Below are 25,113 nucleotides of genomic sequence, written 5' to 3' on the forward strand. Positions count from 1 at the left end.
ATCCATACGCTCCCACCGCCACTGATGGTTGTCCGCGGATCCGAGTCGACGTGACCAACCGGGGGAGCGGTGCCCACCGATGTGGTCGTTCGAACCGCTGCAGCGCCGGACGAGACCTACGGGCCGGCAACGGCGGCGGCGACCCTGACGGTCTCCTGAGGTCGCTCACGGCATCGTCGCGTCGGGCTGGGACTTCGAGATGTCCTGGCGACCCCAGTTGTCCGGCAGCGAGAGGCGCTCGGTCGACGGGTCGTCGAGGCCGTCCGAGACGACACGGCACTGCCCGGTGAGGACCGTGCACGAGACGGGCACTGTCCTGCTGTCCGCCTCCGTCATGACCACCACGAGCTCGGTGCCGTCGGCGGTGGGGGCCGGGAACTCACCCGCGAACGTGGTCCCGGCCTCCGCCCGGATCTCGAGCAGCCGGCCACCGTCGTCGGTCCGTTCCACCCAGACGTTCGCGCTGTTGAGGTACTCGCCGTACATCCACGTGCCGTCGGGGGAGAAGCCGAGGGGGTGCCTGTCGTCGCACCAGGACCGCAGCTCCTCGCCGGTGACGTAGTTGACCAGCACCTTGCAGCGGAAGTCCCGAGACGTCGGATGGAACAGGCCCTGGACCACGAGGGAGCGGCCCTCGTGCAGGGCCAGTCCGATGGCCCAGTGCCGGACGTCCGCGACGCGGTACCAGCCGGCGACGAGGGCCGACCGGCCCGTAGTGAGGCTGCCCACCCAGAGGCCGGTCTCGACCCCGGCGAGCCCGGCGACCAGGTCTCCGCCCAGCGAAGCGACCTGCTTGACCGTGGGTTCCTCGACCGGCGCCAGGCGGCGGATCAGGTTTCCGGAGGCGTCGAGGACGAGCCGTTCGCCGTCCGGTTCGACCCCGACGACGACGTTTCCGGGGCCGTCGGTGTCGGTGTGCAGCACGTCGTACTGAGCGATCAGCTGGCCGCGTGCGTCGAGGAAGGTCAGCGGGCCGGCGTCGAACTCGGGTGCCGCCGGGTCCGGGCCGGCGGCCTGGTAGGCCACGCCACCCGTGCTCAACGTGGCGAACATCAGCAGCCGGGCATCCGGGCCGAGCTTTAGCGGCACCGTGGTGCCGTTGAGGTGCAGCTGGCCGGCTTGGACGTAGGGCAGGGGCATCGGCGCGTCCGGCGCACCGCCGTGGACGACCGCCGTGATCAGGGTGGGAGCCGGCAAGGCGGTGGCGGAGACGCGCGGTGAGGACGCCGCGGGGTTCGCGTGCTCTGCGACGGACCCACGCAGGGCCACGCCGAACGGGACGGCCACGGCCAGCGCAGCGGCCACGGTGCCGAGGGCCAGGCGCCGCGTTCGGACTCGGCGCGCCCCGCTGACGGCCGAAGCCGTGAAGTCGCCGTGGACGTGGACGCGTTCGGCCCGGTCGAGGAGCAGCACCTTCACCTCCCTCGGATCCATGGCCGGATCTTCCCGTTCGACGGGGTTCATGCGGTCGCCTCCCTGAGGGTTGATCGGAGTCGGTCCATGGCGCGGCTCGTGTGGGTCTTCACCGAGCCGATCGAGCAGCCGAGGAACTCTGCGGTCTGGGCCTCGGACAGGTCCTCGTAGTAGCGCAGCACGAGGGCAGCACGCTGCATCGGCGGGAGCCGGGCGATGTGCGCCCAGAGCTCTGCGTCGTGGGAGGGCGGGTCGGTGGCGGCCAGGTCGGAGATCTCGACCAGCGGGCTGCTCGTCACCTCGCGCCGGCGCCAGGCCTTGCGCCACCACGAGAGGTGCTCGTTGATGATGATCCGGCGAATGTAGGCGTCGGGCGCCTCGAGCTCGCAGATGCGGTCCCAGCGCAGGTAGGCCTTGGTCAAGGCGATCTGGACCAGGTCCTTGGCGCTCTCGGCGTCGGCCGAGACGAGGTAGGCGAAGCGGGTCAGCCCGTCCTGCCTCGCCCGCACGTAGGCGGTGAAGTCCGTCTCACGCCCGTCCTCGCCCGGGCCTTTCACCTTCCCCATTGTCGGCCTTCCCGGCGTTCCTTCCCCCTGATCCGTCAAACGCGGGCGACACCGTCACGGGTTGACACCGAGCGGGTGGCCGGCATACGGCTGGGTTGCGGGTCCGAAGCGCGGTTACGCGGGGGCCCCGGCAGCGTGGCGGCGGTGCTGGACGCTGTAGGCCAGGCCGACGACGGCGATGAGTGCGACGCTGAGGGCGAGCGCACCCTGCCAGGCCATGCCGAACACCTCGAACGGCACCGGCGTCGGTGGTGCAGGAGGCGGCGCGGCGCCGGAGCCGGCGCCCAGGCCCGGATCCACGGCGGCCAGGGCCCGCGTGGTGCTGAGGATGATGAAGCCGCCGACTGCGGCCAGAGTGGCTGCTACGCGCAGCACGAAGTGCGTGGACATGAAACCTCCCTGTAGTGATCTCCCCGTGGTGAGAGGCCGATCGCCTCTCACCACGTAAAGTCGCTGAGCCGTCCGAAAAGTTGACAGGCGGCGCACTCGGTCAGCGGGCGACGGTGTAGTGGCCGAGCCAGGTCCGGGGCCCCTGCTGCTCGGGTGCGACCTCGTCGCACTGAGCATCGAACGTGCAGCGGGCCAGAGTGTTGTTCGGCACACGCTCGTCGCTGAGGGGTGTCGTTCTCCGGGAGACCAGGAAGGACGTCTCGTCGGCGCTGACCTGCAGCGACCAGCCGAGCAGCTGGTCGTCGCCGGATTCGGCGCCGACCACGACGCTGCCGTCGCTGACCCGCACGACGGCCAGGTTCTTGACACCGTTGCCCAGGCCGCCGCGCCCGTCGTCGAAGGAGCTCCCGCCGATCAGGTACGTGCCCTGCTCCGAGAAGCGCATCGGGAAGAACCAGCCGACGCAGTGCTCGTCGCGGTCCTCGGGGCTCGCGAGCTGGTAGGTGACCCAGCACCCCTTCGCGCCGTCCTTGGTGGGCGGGATCTGGTAGCCCGCTGCCCGCTGTCCGTCCTGTGTGACGGCCCGCAGGCCTGGGGGCAGCTCGCGCACCTCGTCAGTCAGGTAGTTCCACTCGAGCGATGGCTCCGTCGACGATGCGGCAGGGGCCGAGGCGTAGGCGAGTCCGCCCACGATGGCCTGTGCGGCTCGGGCGTCAGGACGGGTGGCGAGCTTGCGACCGTCGGTTGCGTAGATCGTCAGGGATGCCCCGTCGGACACCAGCAGCTTGGCACCGTCTGGCGATGCGGACCACGCGAACCCCGGACCCCGTTCCCACGGCTCGATCGACGTCAGGGTGCGACCGGTGGGGTCGAGGACCTCCAGCTCGGCGGGGCCGTCGACCCCCACCGACGAGTCCAGGATGATGCGACCGCCGTCGACGACCGCGAAGGACGCCACCACGGTCCCGGGCTCGAGCTGGATGGTGCGATCGCCGACGTGCAGCCGGTCGCCTGCAGCCCACGAGCTCGCGGAGCTGGCCTGCTTCTGAGCGGACTTCGTTGACTCGGCGGCCGCGGTGGCGGTGGTCGTCGCGGTGGTCGTCGGTGGGGTCGTGGGCGGGGTCGAGGGGGTGGGGTCCGTCGTCACGCTCCCGGTGGCACCAGACGTGGACGCCGGGAGAACGGGCACCTCGCGGTCGCCGGAGGCGAGGGCCGGCACGGCGAGGGCGAGGACGGCGGTGAAGGCGACGGCCCCGATGGCGCCCTTGGCACGCTGGTCGCGGCGCCGTCGGGCGATGGCCAGGGGTGCGAAGTCACCGGGCGCCGCAACACCGGCGGCGCGGCCCTTCAGGGCTGTGCGGAAGGCGGACTCCAGGTCTGCATCGGACCCGGTCTGGGGGTTGTGGTTCAGGTCGCTCATGCGACGACCTCCTTCATCTTCAGGCGCAGGGAAGCGATGGCACGACTGGTGTGGCTCTTCACGGTTCCGACCGAGCAGCCAAGGATCTCGGCGGTCTGGGCCTCGGAGAGGTCCTCGTAGTAGCGCAGGACGACCGCGGCGCGCTGTCGCGGCGTCAACGTCTGGATGTGGGCCCAGAGGTCACCGTCGTGCTCGGCGCGCACGGCAGCCGCCGGGTCCATCACGGTGATGAGGTCGCTGTCGACCCGCTCGCGGTGGCGCCAGGCTCGCCGCCACCACGAGGTGTGCTCATTGACAATGAGGCGCCGGATGTAGGCCTCAGGCGCCTCGATCTGGCCGATCCGGTCCCATGCGCCGTAGACCTTGGCCAGCGCTGCCTGGACGAGGTCCTCGGCGCTGTGCGGGTCTCCGGTCAGCAGGTAGGCGAAACGGGACAAGGCATGTTGCCGGGCCCGCACGTAGGCGGTGAAGTCGGCGTCGCGATCGGTATCAGCCACGTCTGTGGATTCCCCTTGACTCGAGCGGTGTGGTTTGGTTCACCCCTCCAACGCGGTGACTGCATGGAGAGGTTTACCTGCCTTTGGGAAGATTCTCCGGCCGCGGGCGCCACTGACGCGCGAGCCCCGCGACCTCCACGACGCTGCGGGAGGAGCGGGGCTCGGCGGGCACTGGGAGCGAGCCCAGCGGCATACGGGACAGGTCAGCGCGGCGGCATCCGCAGCGCGCCGTCGAGGCGGATGACCTCGCCGTTGAGCATCGGGTTGTCCACGATGTAGCGCACGAGGGAGGCGTACTCGGTCGGGTTGCCGAGCCGCGACGGGTGCGGGACCTGCTGCTCGAGGACGTGGCGGGTCTCCTCGGGCAGGCCGGCCAGCATCGGCGTCTCGAAGGTGCCGGGGGCGATGGTCATGACGCGGATCGCCTTGTCCGCCAAGTCCCTCGCCGCGGAGAGCGTCAGCCCGACGATGCCGCCCTTGCTCGCGGCGTAGGCGGCCTGCCCGACCTGGCCGTCGAACGCGGCGATGCTCGCCGTGTTGACGATGACGCCGCGGTCCCCGTCGACCGGCTCGTTGTCGAGCATCGCGGCAGCGGCGAGGCGCAGCACGTTGAAGGAGCCGACGAGGTTGATGTCGATGACGGTGCGGAACGTCTCGAGCGCGAGCGGGCCCTTGCGACCGATGACGCGGCCGGGGGTGGCGACCCCCGCGCAGTTGACCGCGACGCGCAGCTCGCCCAGCTCGCGGGCGCGGTCGATCGCGGCCTCCACCTGGGCCTCGTCACGCACGTCCGCTGCGACGAAGGCAGCGTGGTCGGCGCCGAGCTCCGCGACAAGAGCCGGGGCCGTGGACGTCTCCAGGTCGATGATGACGACCTTGGCGCCGTCCGCGACGAAGCGGCGGGCCGTCGCGCCGCCGAGGCCGGAGCCGCCACCCGTGACGACCGCGACCGAGGACGAGTTCAGCTGCATGGGGAGCCTTTCGAAAGGTGGGGAGCTCAGCCGGCCAGGACGTGCCGGGAGATGACGAGCCGCTGGATCTGGTTGGTGCCCTCGAAGATCTGGGTCACCTTGGCCTCGCGCATGTAGCGCTCGAGCGGGAAGTCCTCGGTGTAGCCGGCGCCACCGAGCACCTGGACCGCGTCGGTCGTCACCTGCATCGCCGCGTCGGTGGCGACGAGCTTGGCGACGGCGGCCTCCTTGCTGAAGGCCCGACCCGCGTCCTTCAGGCGCGCCGCGTGCAGGTAGGTGGCCCGGGCCGACGTGACGGCGGCCTCCATGTCGGCGATGAGGAAGGCGAGGCCCTGGTTGCTCGCGATCGGCCGACCGAACTGGTGCCGGTCGGTGGCGTAGGCAGCCGCCCGGTCCAGCGCCGCCTGGGCGAGGCCCGTCGCGGCGGCGGCGATCCCGAGACGCCCGGAGTCGAGCGCGGACAGGGCCATCATCATGCCCTGCCCCTCCTCGCCGATCCGCCGGGCGCCGTCCACGACGACCCCGTCGAACATGACCTGGGCGACGGGGTCGCAGTGCAGCCCCATCTTCTTCTCCGGCTCGGCGAACGTCAGGCCGGCCGCATCGGCGGGGACGATGAACGTGGACAGGCCCTTGCCGCCGGTGTCGGCCGTGCGCGCGAAGGTCGTGTAGTAGTCCGCGTGGCCGGCGTGCGAGATCCAGGCCTTGGTGCCCTTGAGCGAGTACTGGCCGTCGCCCGTGGGGGTCGCCCGGGTCGTCATCGACGCGATGTCCGAACCGGCGAGCGGCTCGGACAGGCAGTAGGCGCCGAGCTGCGCGCCCGAGAGCATGCCGGGGAGCAGTGCCTGCTTCTGCTCGTCCGTGCCGTAGGTCGCCACGGGGTAGGCCGTGAGGCTGTGGACGCTGACGCCGACGGCGACGCTCATCCAGACCGAGGCGATCTCCTCGACGACCTGGAGGTAGACCTCGTAGGGCTGGCCGGCCCCGCCGAACTCCTCGGGGTAGGGCAGCGACAGCAGGCCCGCAGCCCCCAGCGTCCGGAACGTCTCCTCGGGGAAGAGGTGCTGGCGCTCCGCGTCGTCGACCTTCGGGGCGAGCTCCTTGCGGCAGATCTCGCGGGTGAGCTCGAGGAGCTCGGTGGCTTCGTCCGTGGGCATCAGCCTCGTCGCTGGCATGACCCGAATACTAGGACGTCAAACTAAAGTGTCCAAAATGTGGTCGGGCGGCGGGGATCAACGCGGATAGGTGCGCACCTCGGTCGCCTTGACGGCGGCCCACACCGGCAGCCCGACGCGGAGCCCGAGCGCAGCGATGGACTCGAGCGTCACCTCGGCCGTGAGCCGGATCGGCCCGGCCAGTCCGACCCGCGCGGACTGCCCGTGCAGGGTGATGTCGGTGATCCGCAGCTCCCAGCTGTTGCGGGGCGACCCCTCCGGCGGCCGTCGGTGCAGCGACACGGCGCTGGGGGAGAAGGCCACCCAGACCGGGCCCGCCGTGGGGTTCGTGGTGACCAGCACGGTGCCGGTGTCCGTGGTGGCATGACCCCGCGTGTCGCCCTCCGCTGCATAGAGGTTGAGCCCGACCACCGTGGCCGCATAGGGACTGCGTGGCTCGCGGAGCACCTCGCCCGGCGTGCCTGCCTGGGTGACCCGCCCGGCCTCGATGAAGACGAGGCGGTCCGCGAGCGTGAGTGCGTCGAGGGGGTCGTGGGTCACGAGCACGGTGGTCCCGTCGTAGTCGGCGAGCCGGTGCGCCAGGTCGCTCCGGGTGCGCGCGCGGGTATCCGGGTCGAGCGCGGACAGGGGCTCGTCGAGGAGGAGGAGCGCGGGGTCCGGCGCGAGCGCCCGGGCCAGCGCCACGCGGGCGGCCTGCCCGGACGAGAGCTCGCGTGGGCGCGCATCCGCCTGGTCCCCGAGCCCGACCCGGGCCAGCTCGGCGAGGGCCCGCTCCCGGGCGGCCGCCCGCCCCACGCCGCGGCTGCGCAGCCCGAACGCGACGTTGTCGAGGGCCCGCAGGTTCGGGAAGAGCAGCGGGTCCGCCAGCATCAGGCCCACGTGGCGCTGCTCCGGCGGTCGCGCCGTCCCCGGCTCGTCCCAGCTCTCGCCGCCGACCCGGAGCCGCCCGGCGGCGTTGGGGACCACCCCGGCCAGCGCCAGCACGGTCGTCGTCTTGCCGCCCCCGTTGGGCCCGAGCACCCCGACGACCTCACCGGGCTCGGCTGCCAGCTCGACGTCGAGGTCCAGGGAGCCGCGCGTCAGTCGGACGTGCGCCGCCAGGCCGCCTCTCATCGCAGCCACCGGCCCCGGAGCAGGGCGAGCACGAGGACGCTGACGACGAGCAGCACGATGCTGACCGAGATCGCCACGGCAGGGTCCTGCTCGAGGAGCGCATAGACCGCGAGGGGGGCGGTCTGGGTCCGTCCGGGGTAGCTGCCGGCGAAGGTCAGCGTCGCCCCGAACTCCCCGAGCGCCCTCGCCCAGGCCAGCGCCAGCCCACTGGCCACGCCGGGGAGCACGAGCGGCAGGGCGACCGTCCGCAGGTAGCGCAGGTCGGACGCGCCGAGGGTGCGGGCCACGGACTCGAGCCGAGGGTCCAGTCCGCGCATCGCCCCCTCGACCGCGAGGACGTAGAAGGGCATGGCGACGAAGGTCTCGGCCAGCACCACCGCGACCGTCGTGAAGGTGATCTGCACCCCGAACGGCGACAGGTGCTGGCCGATGAGACCCAGCCGGCCCCAGGCCATGAGCAGGGCCACGCCGCCGACCACCGGAGGCAGCACGAGCGGCACGGTGAGCAGTGCCCGCACCCATCGCGTCGCCGCGTGGTCCGAGCGGGCCAGGAACCAGGCGAGCGGCGTCCCGAGCAGGAGGCACAGCACCGCGGTCGTCGACGTCGTGAGCAGCGACAGCCGCAGCGCCGGGAGGACGGTCGGCGTCGCGAGATCCGCCGGCACGCGTGCCCAGTCCGCCCGCGTCAGCAGTGCGACGAGCGGGACGACGAGGAGCAGGAGGGCCAGCCCCGCCGGAATGCCGAGGGTGAGTCGGGAACGGAGCCCAGCGGCATACCTCATGGGGTGCCGAACCCCAGCGATCGGAGGGTGGCCGCGCCGCGGTCGCTCACGACGAACTCGACGAAGGACCGCGCCGTGGGGTCGTCCGAGAGCGTGATGATCGGGTAGCGCAACGTCGTGTTGACCGCCGCGGGGATCGCCACCCCGCGGACCACGTCGCCGGCGGCCACGACGTCCGAGTGGTAGACGACCGCCGCGTCCGCCTCCCCGAGCCGAACCTTCGAGAGGGTCGCCTTGACGTCGACCTCGCGTGAGACGACCGACGGGCTGACCCCGGCGCTCGCGAAGGTCGCGTCGGCCGCTTGGCCGCACGGCACGCTCGGGGCGCACAGGACGACTTTGAGACCCGGACGATCCAGGTCGTCGATGCTCGCCACACCCGCCGGGTTGTCGGGCGGGACCGCGATCTCCAGCACGTTGGTCGCGAACGTCGTCGACGCCTTGACGGCGGCGCGGTCGAGCGGCTTCGCGGCGGACTCACCCGCGAGCGCGATGACCTCCGCCGGCGCGCCCTGGTTGACCTGCTGCACGAGGGTGGCGCTCGACCCGAAGGAGACCTCCACCGACGTGCCCGGGTGCGTCGCCTCGAAGTCAGTGGCCAGCTGCTCGAACGCCTCGGTCAGTGACGCTGCCGCGAGCACCGTCACGTGGTCGCCGGCCGGGGCGGGGGTGGTGCCACAGGCGGCCAGCGCGAGGACGACGAGCCCGTATGCCGCTGAGCTCGCTCCGCGCCCACGCCTCCTCACGCGGGGACCTCCACGACGACATGGGTGGACTTGACCGAGGCGACCGCGACCGAGCCGACCTCGAGACCCAGCTCGTCGACCGAGTCGCGGGAGAGGAGGGAGGTGATGCGGAACGGCCCGCACTGCATCTCCACCTTCGCCATGACGGTGTCCTTGGTGATCGACGTGACGATGCCGCGCATCCGGTTGCGGGCGGAGGCCGCTCCGATCGTGCCGACGGCGGCCGGGTGGGCGACGTCCTGGGCGACGGCGGCGAGCTCGGCTCCGTCGACGGTGCGGCGGCCGGCCTCGTCGATGCCGCCGGAGAGTCGACCCGAGTCGACCATGCGACGGACGGTGTCGTCGCTGACGCCGAGGAGAGCGGCGGCCTCACTGATACGCAGATGCGGCATGAAAAGCAGTCTATCCCCGCATTCGCGGACCCCGCCCAATCGAAAGAGCAGTTCGCGACACCCCACCCCGATCGAAAGAGCACTTCGCGACACGCGCGTTGTCGCAAACTGCTCTTTCGATTGAGGTGGGTTGACGGGCGGCTTCCTCTGGGTTGTAATCAATCAATTGGTTGATCAAGGGGCTGGTTGGACGATGATGGACGGCGGAGCGGCGGAGGAGCGTCTGGACCGTGCGTTCGCGGCCCTGGCCGATCCCGTCCGCCGGGCGATCATCGCTCGGCTCAGTCGCGGCCCGGCCACGGTCAACGAGCTCGCCGAGCCCTTCCAGATCAGCAAGCAGGCCGTCTCGAAGCACATCCAGGTGCTCGAGCACGCCGACCTCGTCACGCGGACCCGCGACGCCCAACGCCGCCCGGTCCACCTCAACCCGGGGCGGCTCGAGGCCATGACGGCCTGGATCGACCGTTACCGGCTCGTCCACGAGCAGCAGTTCCGCAGGCTGGACGCCCTGCTCGGGGACCCGAAGAACGCAGCACCCTCCACCGCCACAGAGGAGCAGACATGAGCAACGAGCTGACCATCAACGCGCCCGCCGGAGTGGCCTGGATCGACTTCACCCGCGAGTTCGACGCACCCGTCGAGGCCGTCTTCAACGCCCACCGGGACCCCGAGCTCGTCAAGCAGTGGCTCGGTCCGCGCGGCTACGAGATGGACGTCGACCGGTGGGACTTCCGCTCGGGTGGCGGCTACCGCTACATCCACAGGACACCCCACGGAGACTTCGGCTTCCACGGCACCTTCCACACCGTGCGAGACAACGAGATCGTCGTGCAGACCTTCGAGTTCGAGGGGGCTCCCGACGAGGTCGCCCTGGAGTTCATGACGTTCGTCGACCTGGGGGGCGGGCGCTGCCGTCTCGAGGGGCACAGCGTCGGGCGCACCGTCGAGGGCCGCGACGCCATGGTGGCGAGCGGCATGGAGAAGGGCATGCGGGAGGGCTACGAGCGCCTCGACGAGCTCGTGACCGCACCGGCCCAGTCCTGAGGGGAGCAGCCATGACGGCGAGCACCCCGATGGACTGGACCCTCGAGGTCGTCATCGTCCCGGTGTCTGACCTGTCGCGGTCGATCGCGTTCTACCGTGACCAGGTCGGCTTCACGCTGGATCACGAGACGCAGCACGGCTCGATGCACTTCGCCCAGCTGACGCCTCGCGGCTCGGGGTGCTCGATCGTCATGGGCAACCTGCCCGCGCAGGTCGAGATGGCCCCGGGCTCGCTCAAGGGCCTCCAGCTCTGCGTGGCCGACGCCGAGACGGCCCGGGCCGAGCTGGTCGGCCCGGACGGCAACAGCTGGGCCGTCCAGCAGCTGAAGGCCCGCGGCGAGGTCCCGCTGATCCCGCACGAGCACCGGAGCAGGTTCGACGCCGGCTGACCGAGCCGACCAACTCGAGTGGCCCCGATGTCCACAGCTCGCACCCGGCTCGGGCTGTGGATCGCGGGGCCACTCGAGCTGACGCGGGGGCGGGAGGGCTGGGGGCCGGCATTCCTCGGGGAGCGAGCCCAGCGGCATACGGGCGGCTCTAGAGTGCCCCCATGACCAACGTCGCTCAGCAGCGTGTCCTCAGGACCGCCATCCCCGGCCCCCGCTCCACCGAGCTGCACGCCCGCAAGGCGGCGGCCGTCTCAGCCGGGGTCGGAGTCGGCCTGCCGGTCTACGTCGAGCGTGCCGAGGGCGGGATCCTCGTCGACGTCGACGGCAACCAGCTCATCGACTTCGGAGCCGGGATCGCCGTCACGTCCGTGGGCCATGCAGCGCCCCGCGTCGTCGAGCGCGTGCAGGCGCAGGTCGCCGACTTCACGCACACCTGCTTCATGGTGACGCCCTACGAGGAGTACCTCGAGGTGTGCGAGGCGCTCGCCGAGGTCACCCCCGGCGACCACGAGAAGCGCTCGGCGCTCTTCAACTCCGGGGCCGAGGCCGTCGAGAACGCCGTCAAGATCGCCCGCAGCTACACCGGCCGCGACGCCGTGATCGCGTTCGACCACGCCTACCACGGGCGCACCAACCTCACCATGGCGCTGACCGCGAAGAACATGCCCTACAAGCACCGGTTCGGGCCGTTCGCCGGTGAGGTCTACCGGGCCCCGATGTCCTACCCCTTCCGCTGGCCAGGTGGGCCGGCCGACTGCGCGAAGGAGTCGTTCGAGGCGTTCACCTCGATGGTCCACGCCCAGGTCGGCGAGGACAACACCGCCGCCGTCATCCTCGAGCCGATCCAGGGCGAGGGCGGCTTCATCGTGCCGGCGCCGGGCTTCGTCAAGCAGGTCGCCGACTGGTGCGCCGAGCACGGCATCCTCTTCATCGCCGACGAGGTGCAGACCGGCTTCTGCCGCACCGGCGACTGGTTCGCGAGCGAGCACGAGGGCGTCGTGCCCGACCTCATCACCACGGCGAAGGGCATGGCCGGCGGGCTGCCGCTCGCCGCGGTCACCGGGCGCGCCGACGTCATGGACTCGATCCACGCCGGCGGGCTCGGCGGAACCTATGGCGGCAATCCCGTGGCCTGCGCCGCGGCTCTCGGTGCCATCGAGACGATGCGCTCGGACGACCTCTGCACTCGCGCGAAGCAGGTGGAGTCGATCTTCCTGCCGCGGCTCCGGGCGCTCGCCGAGCGGTTCCCGCAGATCGGCGACATCCGCGGGCGCGGGGCGATGCTCGCGATCGAGCTCGTCAACGGGGCTGGGGACATCACGCCGAACCCCGCGCTCACCGCCGCGGTCAACAAGGCCTGCCACGCGGAGGGGCTCGTGACGCTGACCTGCGGTACCTACGGCAACGTGTTCCGCTTCCTGCCGCCGCTCGTCGCGTCCGAGGAGCTGCTCTCCGAGGGGCTCGACATCTTCGAGGCGGCCTTCGCCGCAGCCGCCGGCTGACTTGTCGCGACCCCAATCGGGACGGATGACGGAGCTACCGCCAGTAGATCGTGGATGTCGTGCTCAGGCGACGCCGGTGGCAGGCGGAAGGTGCGTCATCTGTCCCGGGGCGGCAGCCCCACCCCGTGCTGCCGAGCGCCGGAGCTGCACCGCGCGGGTGATGACACCGCCAACCCACTCCGGACGGAACATCACCTGCTCCCAGGAGAACCGCAGGACGAGCCAGTTGCGGCACACCAGCTCGTCATAGCGCTCGCAGTCGCGGTCCAGGGCAGCACGCCGCCCGTGGAACTCGAAGCTGTCCGCCTCGAGGACGATCTGGAGTTCCTCGCACGCGAGGTCGACCTTCGCGAAGAAGTCGTTGTCACGGATTCGGTGCTGGGGCTCCCACGTCGTGTCAGGCACGGCGAGGGCGATGGCCCGCAGGACCGACTCGAACGGGTTGTCGGCTCGGCCGCTGGCGACCCGGGCCACCGCCAGCACCTTGGCTCGGTGCCGGGGCCCGAGTGAACCAGCCGCGGCGACGAGAGACCCGTGCCGCATGCCGCCTCGGAGCGCCGAGTCGAAGACCGCGAGCGCCTCGTCGAACGGTAGGTCCAGGCAGCAGTCGACGACGGTGCGCTCGCGTGAGGTCACCCAGCCGTCCGTGATGTCGCGGGCGGCGAGGTCTCGCTGGTGCGTCGTGGACAGCCCGGTCACACTGCTGCGGACCTTGCGCCCGCGGGGGACGGTCACGTCAGGCAGATCCGGCGTCTGCTTGACCTTCCATCCCCAGTGGAGGGCCGCACTCCGGTGCGAGACGACGCCCGTCATCCGCGCGGCAATGACGCGGGCCTCATCCGTCGCCGGCAACGAGTAGACGCGGTTGCTCGACCGGGCGATGAGACCAGCGGCAACGGCCGGGCCGATGTGGCGCCAAGGGACCGCACGGCGCAGCTCGCTCCAGCCGCAGGTGCCGCCGAGGGCGTGCACGGCTGTGACCACATCCTGGCTGGTGCCGCGGCGGCGCCGGGCTGCGCCGGCGGACGGCAGGGGAGAGGGCGGCACCACTCGAGCCTGCCAAGCAGCCGCGTCTGCACCGGCCCGTCATCCACAGCACGGGGACGGATGACGGACCTTCAGTCGTGGGCAGCGCCTGGTCGTGCGGGAACAGGGGCCAGAACCAGTGGAAGGTGCGTCATCTGTCCCGCAGGTGCAGGGCGGTCAGGAGAGGGGGCCGATCTCGGGGCGCTTGGCCGACCGTTCGTCTCCCGACGAGCGACCGGTGAGGCGGCGGTGCACCCAAGGCCCGACGTACTCGCGCGCCCACTGCGCGTTGGCCTGCAGGGCCTCCCGGCGGGAGAGCGGCGGCGCCGGGTCGAGCGGCGTCTCCCAGTCGGCGTCGGCGGGGGCATGTCCCAAAGCCTGCAGTGCCGCCAGGGCGACGCGGCGATGGCCTTCGCTCGTCATGTGAATCCGGTCCTCGGCCCACATCCGCCAGTCCCGCAGCGCATGCAGCCCCCACTGGTCGATGACGTGGGCACCCTGGCGACGGGCGATCGACCAGATGTTGGCCGTGTGGATGGCCGCCCGCGCCCGGGTCGCCTTGACCAGCGGAGCGTCCGCAGGGTCGACCGGCGTGGCCATCAGCACGTCGGCCCCCGTCGAGCGGATCCGGGCCACCGCGGCCTCGAGCCGGGCAGCGAGCGCCTCGAGGTCCGCCCGAGGTCGCAGGATGTCGTTGCCGCCGCCGACGATGCTCACCAGGTCGGGCTCGAGGGCCAGCGCGGCCTCGAGCTGCGGCCCCACTACGTCGGCGAGCTTGCGGCCGCGCACGGCGAGGTTGGCGTAGCCGAACGGCAACCCGGCGTCCTGAGCCATCTCGGACAGGTGCGCGGCCAGCCGGTCCGCCCACCCGGCGAACTCACCGTCCGAGCCGTCGCCCACGAGGAGCGGGTCGTCGTCGCACATGCCCTCGGTGAACGAGTCCCCGATGGCCACGTAACGGCTCCACAGGTGGGGGCCCTGATCGGTCGGCGATGTCATGGCAGCCTCCAGTCGATCGGTGCGGCGCCCTGCTGGGCGAGCAGGTCGTTGGCCCGGCTGAACGGCCGGGACCCGAAGAAGCCGGACCGCGCCGACAAGGGCGACGGGTGGGCGCTCTCGATGCGCGGCACCTGCCCGAGCATCGGTGCGAGCGACTGCGCCTGGCGGCCCCAGAGGATCGCCACGAGCGGCCCACCGCGAGCCACGAGTCCGGAGATCGCCTGCGCGGTCACCGTCTCCCAGCCCTTCCCCTGGTGGCTGGCCGGCCGCCCGGGGCTCACGGTCAGGACCCGGTTGAGCAGCATGACCCCGCGCTCGAACCATGGGCTCAGGTCGCCGTTGGTGGGCAGCGGCAGACCCAGGTCCGACCCGAGCTCCTGATAGATGTTCTGCAGCGAGCGCGGCACGGGGCGCACGTCCGGAGCGACCGAGAAGGACAGCCCGACAGGGTGCCCAGGCGTCGGATAGGGATCCTGACCGACGACGAGGACGCGGACCGAGTCGAGCGGCACGGTGAACGCACGCAGGATCGCAGGCCCCGCCGGCAGGTAGCCACGGCCCGCCGCCACCTCGGCCCGGAGGAAGTCCCCGAGCGAACCGATCGTGTCGGCGACCGGCTCGAGAACCGGCAGCCAGGACGGGTGGACGAGGTCGGTCAGGGGTCGGGCGGGCACGGGCTCACGCTACCCAATGCCTGCACGGCAGAATCGACCCCGATGACCACCACACTGCACGGACCAGCCCTGGTGGACGGCGTCGTCGTCACCGCCGAGATCGCCATCGACGGCGACCGGATCGCCGCCGTCCGACCCGTCCCCCCCGCGGACCCAGCCACCCCGGGAAGCGAGCCGATCCTCGGGACGATGTCAGCGGCATACGTCGACCTGCACTGCCACGGCGGCGGGGGCACGGCCTTCACCGATCTCGACCCCGAGGCGGCGGCGGCTGCCGCCCGGCACCACCACGCCCGCGGTTCCACGAGCCTGCTCGCCAGCCTCGTCACGATGGCCCCGGCCGACCTCCTGCGCGGCGTCGAGATCCTCGCCGACCTCGCGGACGACGGGCTGGTCGACGGCATCCACCTCGAGGGGCCGTGGCTCGCCGAGGCCCGCTGCGGCGCCCACGACCCGCTCCTGCTGCGCGACGCCGACCTCCACGAGGTCGACCGACTGCTCGCGGCCGGTCGCGGGCACATCCGCCAGGTCACCGTGGCGCCCGAGCGGGACCACGGCATGGATCTCGTCCGCCACCTCCACCAATCTGGCGTGCACGCGGCCGTCGGGCACACGACGGCGACGTTTGCGCAGGTCAGGCAGGCTGTGGACGCAGGAGCGGACCTCGCCACGCACCTCTTCAACGGGATGGACCCGTGGCACCACCGCACCCCGGGGGCGGTCCCAGCGCTGCTCCGGGCCGCCGTCCACGACGGGCTGACGCTCGAGCTCATCGCAGACGGCGTCCACCTCTCCGACGACACGGTGCGCGCCGTGATCGACATCGTCGGCCCGTCCCGCGTCGCCTTCGTCTCCGACGCGATGGCGGCGGCGGGCATCGGCGACGGGCCCTACGTCCTCGGCGGGCTGTCCGTCGTCGTCTCCGGCGGCACCGCGCGCCTCGCGACCCGCCCCGGGGAGCCCGAGGGCTCCATCGCCGGGGGCACGAGCCACGTCGCCGACCTCGTCGCCCGCCAGGTCGCGGCCGGACTCTCCCTGCCGTATGCCGCTGAGCCGGCTACCAGCGCACCCGCCCGCCTGCTGGGGCTGGCTGACCGGGGGGCCCTGCGCGCGGGAGCCAGGGCCGACCTGGTCGTGCTCGATCCCGCGGCGCGGGTCACGCGGGTGATGCGCGCCGGCCGCTGGCTCCACTCGTCCTGACCGGGCCCGAACGGCGCCTAGGGTAGGGGGGTGACAGATTCCCTGAGGCCGCGCTGGCCCGTCGTCATCTTCGACCTCGACGGCACGCTCGCGGACACCGTCAACCTCATCGTCGAGTCCTACCAGCACGCCTTCCGCACCGTGATGGGCCGCGAGGAGGACCCCGAGGTCATCCGCTCCTGGATCGGGCGCCCGCTGGTCAGCGCCTTCCGTGACCACGCGCCGGAGCACGCCGACCAGCTCTACGCCACCTACCTCAGCTGGAACGCCGACAACACCGAGCGGCTCATCCGCAGATATGAGGGCGCCCGCGAGGTGCTCGTCGCGCTCGGTGAGGCCGGCGCCCAGGTCGCGGTGGCGACGTCCAAGCGCCGCGACTCGGCGCAGCAGGCGATGGACCTGCTCGGCCTCTCGCCGCACGTGGCCGCGCTCGTCGCCCTCGAGGACACCGAGATCCACAAGCCGGAGCCGGCCCCGCTGCTGCTCGCGCTCGAGCGGCTCGGCCAGTCCGACCCGTCCAAGGCGGCCTACGTCGGTGACGCGGTCGTCGACGTGCTCGCCGGCAAGGCGGCCGGGATGGCCACCGTCGCCGTGACGTGGGGCGCCGGGGTCCGCGCCAACCTCGACAAGGTCCGACCCGACGGCATCGCCACGACGACCGCCGAGCTGCGCGACCTCCTGCTGACACGCGACTGACACGCGCCTGAGGTCAGGGCAGTCGGGGAGCGAGCCCAGCGGCATACGGGAGGGGGTCTGCGGGGCCCTAGAGTTCCTCCGTGCACAGCTTCGACAAGGACCCCGACCACATCGCCGTGGAGCAGGTCCTGCGCTACGCGCGGGAACGCCTCCTGATGGACCCGATCCCGCTCGACGGGCCGCAGACGGAGGAGTACCTCCGCAACGCGGCCGGCCAGACGATCACGGCGGCCGGCCTCGGCGCGCCCCGCGCCATGGAGCTGTTCGAGCACACCCTGGCCCCGGCCTGCCTGTCGACGGACCACCCGCGCTACCTCTCGTTCATCCCGTGCGCCCCGACCCGTGAGGCCGCGGCCTTCGACGTCGTCGTCGGCGCCTCCTCCGTCTACGGCGGCTCGTGGCTCGAGGGCGCCGGTGCCGTCTACGCGGAGAACCAGGCGCTGCGCTGGATCGCGGACCTCGCCGGGCTGCCGGAGGAGGCCGGCGGCGTCTTCGTCCCCGGAGGCACCGTCGGCAACCTCTCCGCGCTCGTCGTCGCCCGGCACACCGCCCGCAACCGCGCCAAGGAGGCCGGCACCGGCGCTCGCCCCTGGCGGATCGCCGCGACCGACAACGCCCACTCGTCGGTCGTCTCGATGGCCGCCGTCATGGACGCGGAGGTGTGCGGCGTCCACGTCGACGAGAAGCTGCGCCTCACCGGGCCCGAGCTGCGCAAGACCCTCGAGGAGCACGGCCCGGAGACCTTCTTCGCCGTCGTCGCGACGTCCGGCACGACGAACTTCGGCGTCGTCGACGACCTCGAGTCCGTCGCCGACGTGTGCGAGGAGTTCGGGCTGTGGCTGCACGTCGACGGCGCCTACGGTGGAGCGGGCCTGGCCGCCCCATCCGTGCGGCACCTGTTCAACGGGATCGAGCGCGCTGACTCGTTCATCGTCGACCCGCACAAGTGGCTGTTCGCGCCGTTCGACTGCTGTGCCCTGCTCTATCGGGACCCTGAGCTGGCCCGGGTCGCCCACACCCAGGAGGCGGGCTACCTCGACGTCCTCACCAAGGCCACCGAGTGGAACCCCACGGACTACTCGATCGGCCTGACCCGACGCGCCCGGGGGCTGCCGCTCTGGTACTCCCTCGCGGTGCACGGCACGGACGCCTACGTCGAGGCCATCGAGGGCACGCTCGACGTCGTGCGGCACGCCGCCCACGAGATCGAGCAGCGCCCGCACCTCGAGCTCGTCCGGGAGCCGGACCTGTCGGTCGTCGTCTTCCGCCGCCTCGGCTGGGGGCCGGAGGACTACCAGGCGTGGACCGACCGGATGCTCGCCGCGGAGTTCGCCTTCGTCGTGCCGACGACCTTCCGCGGGGAGACCCTCACGCGGTTCGCGGTGGTCAACCCGCACACGACCAAGGAGGACGTGACGGCGATCCTCGACACGATGGGATGACGAGCCCGAGTGAATGACACTCGTGTGATTCAGCGACTAAGGTTGGGTACGGAGCCAACGCGGATCGCGTTCACGGGATGGACATCTTCGCGACTGGAAGTGCCGGACCGGGAGTCGCTACCGTTTCGCACGACCAGTCGGCAGCCGCCGCAGACCAGAGACTAAGGGACCATGAGCACAGAACACGCCACGGAGCACACGCACCACTCCGAGAGCGAGCTCAGTGACCGGGACCACGAGATCCTGGCGTTCGAGCGTCAGTGGTGGAAGTACTCCGGCTCGAAGGAGCAAGCCATCAAGGAGCTCTTCGACATGAGCTCCACGCGCTACTACCAGGTGCTCAACGCGCTGCTCGACAACCCCGCGGCCCTCGAGGCCGACCCGATGCTCGTCAAGCGACTGCGCCGGATGCGCGCCAGCCGGCAGCGCGCTCGCACGAGCCGTCGCCTCGGCTTCAACGCCTGACGACCCGCCGCGCCGCACGTCGCACTTCGCTGGGCGGCGTGGTTCACTTCCCCCATGGCCGACGTCGTGGTTCGCCGTGCGGGAGCCGATGACGCCTTCATCGTCGCCGCCCTGCACCTGCAGTTCGCGCGCGAGCTGGGCCTGCCGTCGGAGCCCGGCTACCTCGACCGGTTCGTCGACGCGTGGTTGGGTGAGCGGCCGGACCGCCCGACCTGGATCGCGGAGGCCCGCAGCCTGCATGCCGGCATCCTCGAGACCCGCCGGATCAGGGCGCTGCCGTGGCCCGGGCGCAAGGACGTCAGCTGGCTCCACGTCGGTGGGCTCTACGTCATCCCCGACTGCCGCGACCTCGGCGTGGCCCGGGCACTGACCGAGACGATGATCGAGTGGTCCCGCTCCACGGACGTCAAGTGGATCCGGGTCAATGCGCCCGACGAGCAGGAGCAGCAGTTCTACGAGCGGCTGGGGTTCGACTCACCCGGGCGGCTCATGGAGTTCGACCTGAGGGACCCCGAGTGACGGACTCCGCCGCGGTCCTGCCGGGCCCGACCAACTCGATCGCCGACGTCGCCGGGGTGCGCGTCGGGCACTGCACGCGGGACGAGCCCGGCTGGCTCACCGGGGTCACCGTCGTCGTCGCGCCTCCCGGGGGTGCGGTGGCCGGCGTCGACGTGCGCGGTGGTGGCCCGGGCACCCGGGAGACCGACCTGCTCGACCCCCGCAACCTCGTCGACCGCGTCGACGCGGTGGTCCTCGGGGGCGGCAGCGCACCGGGGCTCGGCGCGGTGGACGGCGTCGTCGATGGCCTCTTCGACGACGGCCGCGGTTGGCCGATGCGCGAGCCGGGCCAGGTGGTGCCGATCGTGCCGGCCGCCATCCTCTTCGACCTCGGCCGCGCCGGCACGTGGCGCCACTACCCGCGGGCCGCGGACGGCCGGGCTGCCTACTCCGCCGCCGGCGCCTCGGTGGCGCAGGGGTGCGTCGGCGCGGGCACTGGGGCGCGGGTCGGCGGGCTCAAGGGAGGCGTGGGGACGGCGAGCGTCGTCCTGCCCTCCGGGGTGACGGTGGGCGCGATCGTGGCGCTCAACGCGGTCGGCTCCGCGGTCGACCCCACCACCGGCAGGCCGTATGCCGCTGGGCTCGGTCTCGCGGACGAGTTCGCTCACGTCGGGGTCGCGTCCGCGGCCGAGGTGGCCGAGGCTCGTGCTCGGGCCGAGTCGCTGCCGGACCGCGCCGCCGGGATGCCGGCGATGGCCACGACCATTGGCGTCGTCGCCACCGATGCCACGCTGACCAAGGCGCAGTGCCAGAAGCTCGCCGGCGTCGCGCACGACGGGTTTGCTCGGGCGGTCAAGCCGGTGCACACGCTGTTCGACGGCGACACGATCTTCGCCCTGGCGACCGGTGGCCGGGAGGCGCCCGAGGCCCTCGACCTGCTGGTCCTGATGGAGGCAGGGGCGGACTGTGTGGCCCGGGCGATCGTGCACGCGCTGCTGGCGGCCACCTCGGTCGACCGGACGGGGGACGGTGGCATCGCCCTCCGGTCGTGGTCCGAGGCCTTCCCGTCCGCGCGCCGCTGACGTGGGTTGGCTCGAGCCGTCGCGGTCGGGCAGGCGGTCCGGTCGGGCAGGCGGTCCGGTCGGTCAGACGGCCCGGTCGGTCAGGCGGGGGCCAGCGGGCCGGCGGCGTCGGCCTCGAGGGCTGCGTGCTCCCAGCCGCGCCGGAACGCCGCATCGAGGCTGCCGAGCTCGTAGGGGAGCCTCGAGTCGGGCTCGACCACTGCTGCCTCGACGGACCAGCCCGCGTCGTGGCGCTCGCGGATGACCTGGCCGACGAGGGCCACGTCGTCGCGCTGACGTCGGACGAAGTCGGTGTCGACGGGCTTGCCGTGACCCGGCACGACGACGGCGCCGGGGTCGAGCAGGCCGAGGTGCTCGGTCAGCGTGTCAGCCCAGTGGAGCGGCCAGCAGTCACCACCGAACGCGGGGGGCGCCGACTCCTCGACGAGGTCGCCGAGGAACATCGCGCCGGCATCGGCGACGTGGACGCTGATGTCCCCATCCGTGTGGCCGCGCCCTGCCCAGCTCATCGTCACCGCCCGGTCGCCGAGGTCGATGGTGGCGCTGTGCTCGAAGGTCCGGTCCGGGTGCCGGACCGCCGTCGCGCACACCTCGACCACGTCCCGTGAGGTGTAGCCGGCCTCGGGGCCGTCGCCGGGGTCGGCCCGGAAGAGCCCCTTGATCCGCGCCGCGTCCGCTTCCACGGAGCGTGCGACGTTGGCGTGGGCGTGGACCGTCGCTGCGGTGAACGCTCCATTGCCGAACGTGTGGTCGAAGTGCACGTGGGTGTTGACGACGTGGCGCACGGCGATGTCGGAACCGAGCCGCCGGATGTCGTCGAGGACCTCGAAGCCCTGCAGCAGGCTCGCCCTCGAGTCGACGACGACCGCGCCGTCACGTCCCAGCACGAGGCCGACGTTGACGTCCCATTGGGGGTAGCGGGCGACGAACACCTGATCTGCCACCTCGCGGAAACCCGACCCCATCACCGCGACCTCCTCGTTCGTTTCGCCGTCTCGGTGCCCGTCACCGTATCGGGACCGCCCGGACTGCGCACCAGGTGCCCGTTTCGTCTACCTTGGTGTGTCATGCGTGCCGAGATGAAAGCCAGAGAGCGAGCAGCCAGACGGCGTCGAAACGCCGTCGTCGCCGCCGGCTCCGCGGTCGTCGCGCTGCTCGGGGGCCTGGTCCTGTGGTGGCCGGACGACAGTCAGTGGCGGGACCAGCCGCTGTCCTCCGGGCTCATCCCGACGACGTCGATGAAGGTGGAGTGGACCCAGGACCCGGTGAGCAGCGACTGGCGCACGGTCGCCGGTGAGGGCGGCTCCACGCCCGCCTCGGCGTCATCCTCCGCCCCGAGCTCGACCGCCGGAAGCCCCACGTCCGGATCGCCCGGCGGCACGGTGAGCGCGACGACCGAGCCGGAGCCGACCGTGGGCCCGACCGAGCCACCGGCGCCGAGCTCCACCGCGACGACGACCGATCCCGAGCCGTCCACCTCGTCCGGCCCGCCCGGCAAGAGCAATACGAACAAGCCGACCAAGACCCCCAAGGCGGCCGGCAGCACCGCCGACACGGCCTGCTCGGTGGAGCTCTTCGGGGTCTGTCTCTGAGACGTGGCACGCTGGCGCCATGGACTGCACGTTCTGTGCGATCGCGGCAGGCGACGTTCCGGCTGACCTCGTCCTGGACGAGCCCGGGTTCGTGGCGTTCCTCGACCGCAGGCCCGTCTTCAAGGGGCACGTGCTCCTCGTCCCCAGGGCGCACGTGCCCACCCTGCTGGACCTGCCGGAGGGCCTCGACGCGGGTCTGACCGGCGCTGTCCGACGCCTCGCGGCGGCGGTGGTCGCGGGGCTCGGCGCGCAGGGCACGTTCGTCGCCATGAACAACGTCGTCAGCCAGTCAGTCCCGCACCTGCATGTCCACGTCGTCCCTCGGACCAAGGGTGACGGGCTGCGCGGGTTCTTCTGGCCCCGGACCACGTACTCCAGTGCGGAGGAGTCCGCTGCCTACGCAGCCAGGCTGTCGGCTGCGCTCGCCGCCAGGTCCTGAGCGGAGAAGGTTTGCACTCTCCCGGTGAGAGTGCCAATAATGGCGTTAGCACTCTCCCCCGGGGAGTGACAGAAATGGGCCGCACCACGAGGGGCCGTTTTCCCAGCGACGTGAGCTGTGGGAGTCGGCCTCGTCCGTCGCGGGCGTCGTGCGGACCACAAACCAACGTTTCGTGTGGGAGGAACCACCCGAATGGCCAAGACCATTGCGTTTGACGAAGAGGCGCGTCGCGGCCTCGAGCGCGGCATGAACACCCTTGCCGACGCCGTCCGCGTCACGCTGGGCCCGAAGGGCCGCAACGTCGTCCTGGAGAAGAAGTGGGGCGCACCCACGATCACCAACGACGGTGTCTCGATCGCCAAGGAGATCGAGCTCGACGACCCGTACGAGAAGATCGGCGCCGAGCTCGTCAAGGAAGTTGCCAAGAAGACCGACGACGTCGCCGGTGACGGCACGACGACGGCGACCGTGCTCGCCCAGGCCATGGTGAAGGAAGGCCTGCGCAACGTTGCCGCCGGCGCCAACCCGATGGCCCTCAAGCGCGGTATCGAGAAGGCCGTCGAGGCCGTCTCCGCCTCGCTGCTCGAGTCCGCCAAGGAGATCGAGACCAAGGAGGAGATCGCCTCCACCGCCTCCATCTCCGCGGCTGACGAGGAGATCGGCGGTCTCATCGCCGAGGCGATGGACAAGGTCGGCAAGGAAGGCGTCATCACCGTCGAGGACTCCAACACCATGGGCCTCGAGCTGGAGATGACCGAGGGCATGCGCTTCGACAAGGGCTACATCTCGGCCTACTTCGTCACCGACACCGAGCGCATGGAGACCGTCCTCGACGACGCCTACGTCCTCGTCGCGAACTCCAAGATCGGCTCGGTCAAGGACCTGCTGCCCCTCCTCGAGAAGGTCATGCAGTCCGGCAAGCCGCTGCTCATCATCGCCGAGGACGTTGAGGGCGAGGCCCTCGCGACGCTCGTCGTGAACAAGATCCGGGGCACCTTCAAGTCCGTCGCCGTCAAGGCTCCGGGCTTCGGTGACCGCCGCAAGGCCATGCTCACCGACATCGCCATCCTCACCGGTGGCCAGGTCATCTCCGAGGAGGTCGGTCTCAAGCTCGAGAACGCCACCCTCGACCTGCTCGGCAAGGCTCGCAAGGTCGTCGTCACCAAGGACGAGACGACCATCGTCGAGGACGCCGAGGACCGCAGCGCGATCGAGGGCCGGATCGCCCAGATCAAGGCCGAGATCGAGAAGTCGGACTCCGACTACGACCGCGAGAAGCTCCAGGAGCGCCTCGCCAAGCTCGCCGGCGGCGTCGCCGTCATCAAGGCGGGCGCGGCCACCGAGGTCGAGCTCAAGGAGCGCAAGCACCGCATCGAGGACGCCGTGCGCAACGCCAAGGCTGCCGTCGAGGAGGGCATCGTCGCCGGTGGCGGCGTCGCTCTCATCCAGGCCGCCAAGGCCGTCGACGCCCTCCAGCTCGAGGGTGACGAGGCGACCGGCGCCAACATCGTCCGCGTGGCCGCGGAGGCACCGCTCAAGCAGATCGCGATCAACGCGGGTCTCGAGGGCGGCGTCGTGGCGGAGAAGGTGCGCCACCTCGACGCCGGTCACGGCCTCAACGCCGCGACGGGCGAGTACGGCGACCTGCTCGCCGCCGGCATCATCGACCCGGTCAAGGTGACCCGCTCCGCGCTGCAGAACGCAGCGTCGATCGCGGCGCTCTTCCTGACGACCGAGGCCGTCATCGCCGACAAGCCGGAGAAGGCCTCGGCTGCCGTCGGCGCCCCCGACATGGGCGACATGGGCGGCATGGGCTTCTGATTCCAGCCCCTGCGGTACCCCTTTGAGTGGTGCCGGGCGCACAGCCACTGTGCGCTCGGCACCACTTTTTTGTCCCTGGTTTCGGGGCGCGGAAGAGTTGTGGACGTGCTGTTCCGAACGGTGACCGTTCCGGAGAAATCGTGTGGAGAGGCGGTGGAAGACGCCTCCGTAGCGTTTCTGGTGTCGCAACAACCACCCTTCGCAAGCAGCGCGAAGCCACCCCAGGAGCAACGCATGAACAGCAAGAAGATCCTCGTCCCCCTCGCCACGCTCGTCGTCGCCGGCGCCATCGCCGTCGGGTCCGGCGCGACCTTCTCGTCGACGAGCGAGAACACCATCAGCTCGGTCACGGCCGGCACGCTCACGCAGTCCAACAGCAAGGACGGCCTCGCCGTCTTCAACGTCGCCAACATCAAGCCCGGCGACACGGTCAACGGCACCGTGACGATCAAGAACACCGGTTCGCTGCCGGCGAACTTCACCCTCACCGAGGTCTCCTCGTCCAACGGCTTCTCCGGCAACAACCTCACCCTCGTCATCAAGAACCAGGCCACCAACGCCGAGGTCTACAACGGCACCTTCGGCGGCCTCAAGTCCGCGGGCGCCAAGGGCCTCGGCGACACGTGGGCGGCGGGCGCCTCCAACACCTACGTCTTCACCGTCAAGCTGGCCCTCGACACGCCCAACGCCGACCAGGGCGCAAGCGCCTCCGCCACGTACAAGTGGGACGCGACTCAGGTCCTCGCAGGTGACACCTACAACCAGTGAGCCTGCTGTGG

General features: G+C 71.4%; 29 protein-coding genes. 14 read left to right on the forward strand and 15 right to left on the reverse strand.

Annotation, left to right across the window (positions count from 1 at the left end; genetic code table 11):
• Nucleotides 1-165 precede the first annotated feature (165 nt).
• From OO014_RS07755 to OO014_RS07805, 11 genes are all read right to left on the reverse strand, one after another.
• Nucleotides 166-1,434, reverse strand: coding sequence for a hypothetical protein (locus OO014_RS07755; protein WP_272461722.1), 1,269 nt, complete (start codon nucleotides 1,432-1,434; stop codon nucleotides 166-168).
• Between the two features lie 26 nt (nucleotides 1,435-1,460).
• The gene (locus OO014_RS07760) at nucleotides 1,461-1,970 is read right to left on the reverse strand and encodes a SigE family RNA polymerase sigma factor (RefSeq protein ID WP_272461723.1); all 510 of its coding nucleotides are present in this window, start codon (nucleotides 1,968-1,970) and stop codon (nucleotides 1,461-1,463) included.
• Between the two features lie 123 nt (nucleotides 1,971-2,093).
• On the reverse strand, nucleotides 2,094-2,369 hold the full coding sequence (locus tag OO014_RS07765) for a hypothetical protein (protein WP_272461724.1): 276 nt from the start codon (nucleotides 2,367-2,369) through the stop codon (nucleotides 2,094-2,096).
• Between the two features lie 100 nt (nucleotides 2,370-2,469).
• Nucleotides 2,470-3,789 carry a hypothetical protein gene (locus tag OO014_RS07770; protein WP_272461725.1) on the reverse strand — a complete coding sequence of 440 codons (1,320 nt, stop codon included), beginning with the start codon at nucleotides 3,787-3,789 and terminating at the stop codon, nucleotides 2,470-2,472.
• Nucleotides 3,786-4,286, reverse strand: a complete 501-nt coding sequence (locus OO014_RS07775) for a SigE family RNA polymerase sigma factor (RefSeq protein WP_272461726.1) — start codon at nucleotides 4,284-4,286, stop codon at nucleotides 3,786-3,788. The genes OO014_RS07770 and OO014_RS07775 overlap by 4 nt, the downstream gene beginning before the upstream one ends.
• Nucleotides 4,287-4,489: 203 nt before the next feature.
• Complete coding sequence (locus OO014_RS07780) at nucleotides 4,490-5,257, reverse strand: SDR family NAD(P)-dependent oxidoreductase (RefSeq protein ID WP_272461727.1); 768 nt, start codon at nucleotides 5,255-5,257, stop codon at nucleotides 4,490-4,492.
• 26 nt (nucleotides 5,258-5,283) lie between these two features.
• Entirely contained in the window at nucleotides 5,284-6,432 is a 1,149-nt protein-coding gene (locus OO014_RS07785; RefSeq protein WP_272461728.1) for an acyl-CoA dehydrogenase family protein, read from the reverse strand.
• A gap of 57 nt (nucleotides 6,433-6,489) precedes the next feature.
• Nucleotides 6,490-7,545: an ABC transporter ATP-binding protein gene (locus OO014_RS07790; RefSeq protein ID WP_272461729.1), complete on the reverse strand. Its 1,056-nt coding sequence runs from the start codon at nucleotides 7,543-7,545 to the stop codon at nucleotides 6,490-6,492.
• On the reverse strand, nucleotides 7,542-8,327 hold the full coding sequence (locus OO014_RS07795) for an ABC transporter permease (protein WP_272461730.1): 786 nt from the start codon (nucleotides 8,325-8,327) through the stop codon (nucleotides 7,542-7,544). Before OO014_RS07795 ends, OO014_RS07790 begins: the two co-directional genes overlap by 4 nt.
• Entirely contained in the window at nucleotides 8,324-9,073 is a 750-nt protein-coding gene (gene modA / locus OO014_RS07800) for a molybdate ABC transporter substrate-binding protein (protein WP_272461732.1), read from the reverse strand. The genes OO014_RS07795 and modA overlap by 4 nt, the downstream gene beginning before the upstream one ends.
• A complete protein-coding gene (locus tag OO014_RS07805; protein WP_272461733.1) occupies nucleotides 9,070-9,465 on the reverse strand; it encodes a TOBE domain-containing protein in 396 nt (131 codons plus the stop codon). The genes modA and OO014_RS07805 overlap by 4 nt, the downstream gene beginning before the upstream one ends.
• Nucleotides 9,466-9,658: 193 nt before the next feature.
• Here OO014_RS07805 and OO014_RS07810 point away from each other — a divergent pair, with 193 nt between their 5' ends.
• From OO014_RS07810 to gabT, 4 genes are all read left to right on the forward strand, one after another.
• Complete coding sequence (locus OO014_RS07810; RefSeq protein WP_272461734.1) at nucleotides 9,659-10,030, forward strand: ArsR/SmtB family transcription factor; 372 nt, start codon at nucleotides 9,659-9,661, stop codon at nucleotides 10,028-10,030.
• Nucleotides 10,027-10,509, forward strand: a complete 483-nt coding sequence (locus OO014_RS07815) for an SRPBCC family protein (protein WP_272461735.1) — start codon at nucleotides 10,027-10,029, stop codon at nucleotides 10,507-10,509. Before OO014_RS07810 ends, OO014_RS07815 begins: the two co-directional genes overlap by 4 nt.
• Before the next feature lie 11 nt (nucleotides 10,510-10,520).
• Nucleotides 10,521-10,898, forward strand: coding sequence for a VOC family protein (locus OO014_RS07820; RefSeq protein ID WP_272461736.1), 378 nt, complete (start codon nucleotides 10,521-10,523; stop codon nucleotides 10,896-10,898).
• Between the two features lie 161 nt (nucleotides 10,899-11,059).
• Nucleotides 11,060-12,400: a 4-aminobutyrate--2-oxoglutarate transaminase gene (gene gabT / locus OO014_RS07825; protein ID WP_272461737.1), complete on the forward strand. Its 1,341-nt coding sequence runs from the start codon at nucleotides 11,060-11,062 to the stop codon at nucleotides 12,398-12,400.
• Between the two features lie 63 nt (nucleotides 12,401-12,463).
• Here the strand turns inward: gabT and OO014_RS07830 are convergent, their stop codons facing one another.
• The 3 genes from OO014_RS07830 to OO014_RS07840 form a co-directional block, all read right to left on the reverse strand.
• Complete coding sequence (locus tag OO014_RS07830; protein ID WP_272461738.1) at nucleotides 12,464-13,447, reverse strand: DUF559 domain-containing protein; 984 nt, start codon at nucleotides 13,445-13,447, stop codon at nucleotides 12,464-12,466.
• A gap of 156 nt (nucleotides 13,448-13,603) precedes the next feature.
• On the reverse strand, nucleotides 13,604-14,425 hold the full coding sequence (locus tag OO014_RS07835; protein ID WP_272461739.1) for an SGNH/GDSL hydrolase family protein: 822 nt from the start codon (nucleotides 14,423-14,425) through the stop codon (nucleotides 13,604-13,606).
• The gene (locus tag OO014_RS07840) at nucleotides 14,422-15,099 is read right to left on the reverse strand and encodes a uracil-DNA glycosylase (protein WP_272461740.1); all 678 of its coding nucleotides are present in this window, start codon (nucleotides 15,097-15,099) and stop codon (nucleotides 14,422-14,424) included. The genes OO014_RS07835 and OO014_RS07840 overlap by 4 nt, the downstream gene beginning before the upstream one ends.
• 42 nt (nucleotides 15,100-15,141) lie before the next feature.
• Between OO014_RS07840 and OO014_RS07845 the strand changes: the two genes are divergently transcribed.
• The 6 genes from OO014_RS07845 to OO014_RS07870 all read left to right on the forward strand — a co-directional run bounded on the left by OO014_RS07845 (nucleotide 15,142) and on the right by OO014_RS07870 (nucleotide 20,482).
• Complete coding sequence (locus OO014_RS07845; RefSeq protein ID WP_272461741.1) at nucleotides 15,142-16,299, forward strand: N-acetylglucosamine-6-phosphate deacetylase; 1,158 nt, start codon at nucleotides 15,142-15,144, stop codon at nucleotides 16,297-16,299.
• 30 nt (nucleotides 16,300-16,329) lie between these two features.
• Nucleotides 16,330-16,995: an HAD family hydrolase gene (locus OO014_RS07850; RefSeq protein ID WP_272461742.1), complete on the forward strand. Its 666-nt coding sequence runs from the start codon at nucleotides 16,330-16,332 to the stop codon at nucleotides 16,993-16,995.
• A gap of 80 nt (nucleotides 16,996-17,075) precedes the next feature.
• Nucleotides 17,076-18,437, forward strand: a complete 1,362-nt coding sequence (locus OO014_RS07855) for a pyridoxal phosphate-dependent decarboxylase family protein (protein ID WP_272461743.1) — start codon at nucleotides 17,076-17,078, stop codon at nucleotides 18,435-18,437.
• Between the two features lie 171 nt (nucleotides 18,438-18,608).
• Nucleotides 18,609-18,902 carry a DUF3263 domain-containing protein gene (locus OO014_RS07860; protein WP_272461744.1) on the forward strand — a complete coding sequence of 98 codons (294 nt, stop codon included), beginning with the start codon at nucleotides 18,609-18,611 and terminating at the stop codon, nucleotides 18,900-18,902.
• A 54-nt stretch (nucleotides 18,903-18,956) separates the two neighbouring features.
• Nucleotides 18,957-19,421: a GNAT family N-acetyltransferase gene (locus OO014_RS07865; RefSeq protein ID WP_272461745.1), complete on the forward strand. Its 465-nt coding sequence runs from the start codon at nucleotides 18,957-18,959 to the stop codon at nucleotides 19,419-19,421.
• The gene (locus OO014_RS07870) at nucleotides 19,418-20,482 is read left to right on the forward strand and encodes a P1 family peptidase (RefSeq protein ID WP_272461746.1); all 1,065 of its coding nucleotides are present in this window, start codon (nucleotides 19,418-19,420) and stop codon (nucleotides 20,480-20,482) included. Before OO014_RS07865 ends, OO014_RS07870 begins: the two co-directional genes overlap by 4 nt.
• 80 nt (nucleotides 20,483-20,562) lie before the next feature.
• Here the strand turns inward: OO014_RS07870 and OO014_RS07875 are convergent, their stop codons facing one another.
• On the reverse strand, nucleotides 20,563-21,447 hold the full coding sequence (locus OO014_RS07875) for an MBL fold metallo-hydrolase (protein ID WP_272461747.1): 885 nt from the start codon (nucleotides 21,445-21,447) through the stop codon (nucleotides 20,563-20,565).
• Nucleotides 21,448-21,549: 102 nt separating this feature from the next.
• Here OO014_RS07875 and OO014_RS07880 point away from each other — a divergent pair, with 102 nt between their 5' ends.
• The 4 genes from OO014_RS07880 to OO014_RS07895 all read left to right on the forward strand — a co-directional run bounded on the left by OO014_RS07880 (nucleotide 21,550) and on the right by OO014_RS07895 (nucleotide 25,102).
• Nucleotides 21,550-22,074, forward strand: a complete 525-nt coding sequence (locus OO014_RS07880) for a hypothetical protein (protein ID WP_272461748.1) — start codon at nucleotides 21,550-21,552, stop codon at nucleotides 22,072-22,074.
• 19 nt (nucleotides 22,075-22,093) lie between these two features.
• Entirely contained in the window at nucleotides 22,094-22,513 is a 420-nt protein-coding gene (locus OO014_RS07885; RefSeq protein ID WP_272461749.1) for an HIT family protein, read from the forward strand.
• 192 nt (nucleotides 22,514-22,705) lie between these two features.
• The gene (gene groL / locus OO014_RS07890; RefSeq protein ID WP_272461750.1) at nucleotides 22,706-24,334 is read left to right on the forward strand and encodes a chaperonin GroEL; all 1,629 of its coding nucleotides are present in this window, start codon (nucleotides 22,706-22,708) and stop codon (nucleotides 24,332-24,334) included.
• 234 nt (nucleotides 24,335-24,568) lie between these two features.
• Nucleotides 24,569-25,102 carry a TasA family protein gene (locus tag OO014_RS07895; protein ID WP_272461751.1) on the forward strand — a complete coding sequence of 178 codons (534 nt, stop codon included), beginning with the start codon at nucleotides 24,569-24,571 and terminating at the stop codon, nucleotides 25,100-25,102.
• The last annotated feature ends 11 nt before the right edge of the window (nucleotides 25,103-25,113 follow it).

It is taken from the genome of Intrasporangium calvum (assembly GCF_028446585.1).
Classification (GTDB): Bacteria; Actinomycetota; Actinomycetes; order Actinomycetales; family Dermatophilaceae; genus Intrasporangium; species Intrasporangium calvum_A.

Bases quoted from the DNA above. Each gene is read 5' to 3' on its own strand.
- gabT (WP_272461737.1), top strand. From the start codon at position 11,060: ATGACCAACGTCGCTCAGCAGCGTGTCCTCAGGACCGCCATCCCCGGC.
- OO014_RS07835 (WP_272461739.1), bottom strand. From the start codon at position 14,425: ATGACATCGCCGACCGATCAGGGCCCCCACCTGTGGAGCCGTTACGTG.
- OO014_RS07810 (WP_272461734.1), top strand. From the start codon at position 9,659: ATGATGGACGGCGGAGCGGCGGAGGAGCGTCTGGACCGTGCGTTCGCG.
- OO014_RS07815 (WP_272461735.1), top strand. From the start codon at position 10,027: ATGAGCAACGAGCTGACCATCAACGCGCCCGCCGGAGTGGCCTGGATC.
- OO014_RS07795 (WP_272461730.1), bottom strand. From the start codon at position 8,327: ATGAGGTATGCCGCTGGGCTCCGTTCCCGACTCACCCTCGGCATTCCG.
- OO014_RS07755 (WP_272461722.1), bottom strand. From the start codon at position 1,434: ATGGATCCGAGGGAGGTGAAGGTGCTGCTCCTCGACCGGGCCGAACGC.
- OO014_RS07885 (WP_272461749.1), top strand. From the start codon at position 22,094: ATGGACTGCACGTTCTGTGCGATCGCGGCAGGCGACGTTCCGGCTGAC.
- OO014_RS07865 (WP_272461745.1), top strand. From the start codon at position 18,957: ATGGCCGACGTCGTGGTTCGCCGTGCGGGAGCCGATGACGCCTTCATC.
- OO014_RS07805 (WP_272461733.1), bottom strand. From the start codon at position 9,465: ATGCCGCATCTGCGTATCAGTGAGGCCGCCGCTCTCCTCGGCGTCAGC.
- OO014_RS07875 (WP_272461747.1), bottom strand. From the start codon at position 21,447: ATGGGGTCGGGTTTCCGCGAGGTGGCAGATCAGGTGTTCGTCGCCCGC.
- OO014_RS07770 (WP_272461725.1), bottom strand. From the start codon at position 3,789: ATGAGCGACCTGAACCACAACCCCCAGACCGGGTCCGATGCAGACCTG.
- groL (WP_272461750.1), top strand. From the start codon at position 22,706: ATGGCCAAGACCATTGCGTTTGACGAAGAGGCGCGTCGCGGCCTCGAG.
- OO014_RS07785 (WP_272461728.1), bottom strand. From the start codon at position 6,432: ATGCCAGCGACGAGGCTGATGCCCACGGACGAAGCCACCGAGCTCCTC.
- OO014_RS07880 (WP_272461748.1), top strand. From the start codon at position 21,550: ATGCGTGCCGAGATGAAAGCCAGAGAGCGAGCAGCCAGACGGCGTCGA.
- OO014_RS07860 (WP_272461744.1), top strand. From the start codon at position 18,609: ATGAGCACAGAACACGCCACGGAGCACACGCACCACTCCGAGAGCGAG.
- OO014_RS07765 (WP_272461724.1), bottom strand. From the start codon at position 2,369: ATGTCCACGCACTTCGTGCTGCGCGTAGCAGCCACTCTGGCCGCAGTC.
- OO014_RS07790 (WP_272461729.1), bottom strand. From the start codon at position 7,545: ATGAGAGGCGGCCTGGCGGCGCACGTCCGACTGACGCGCGGCTCCCTG.
- OO014_RS07845 (WP_272461741.1), top strand. From the start codon at position 15,142: ATGACCACCACACTGCACGGACCAGCCCTGGTGGACGGCGTCGTCGTC.
- OO014_RS07820 (WP_272461736.1), top strand. From the start codon at position 10,521: ATGACGGCGAGCACCCCGATGGACTGGACCCTCGAGGTCGTCATCGTC.
- OO014_RS07780 (WP_272461727.1), bottom strand. From the start codon at position 5,257: ATGCAGCTGAACTCGTCCTCGGTCGCGGTCGTCACGGGTGGCGGCTCC.
- OO014_RS07895 (WP_272461751.1), top strand. From the start codon at position 24,569: ATGAACAGCAAGAAGATCCTCGTCCCCCTCGCCACGCTCGTCGTCGCC.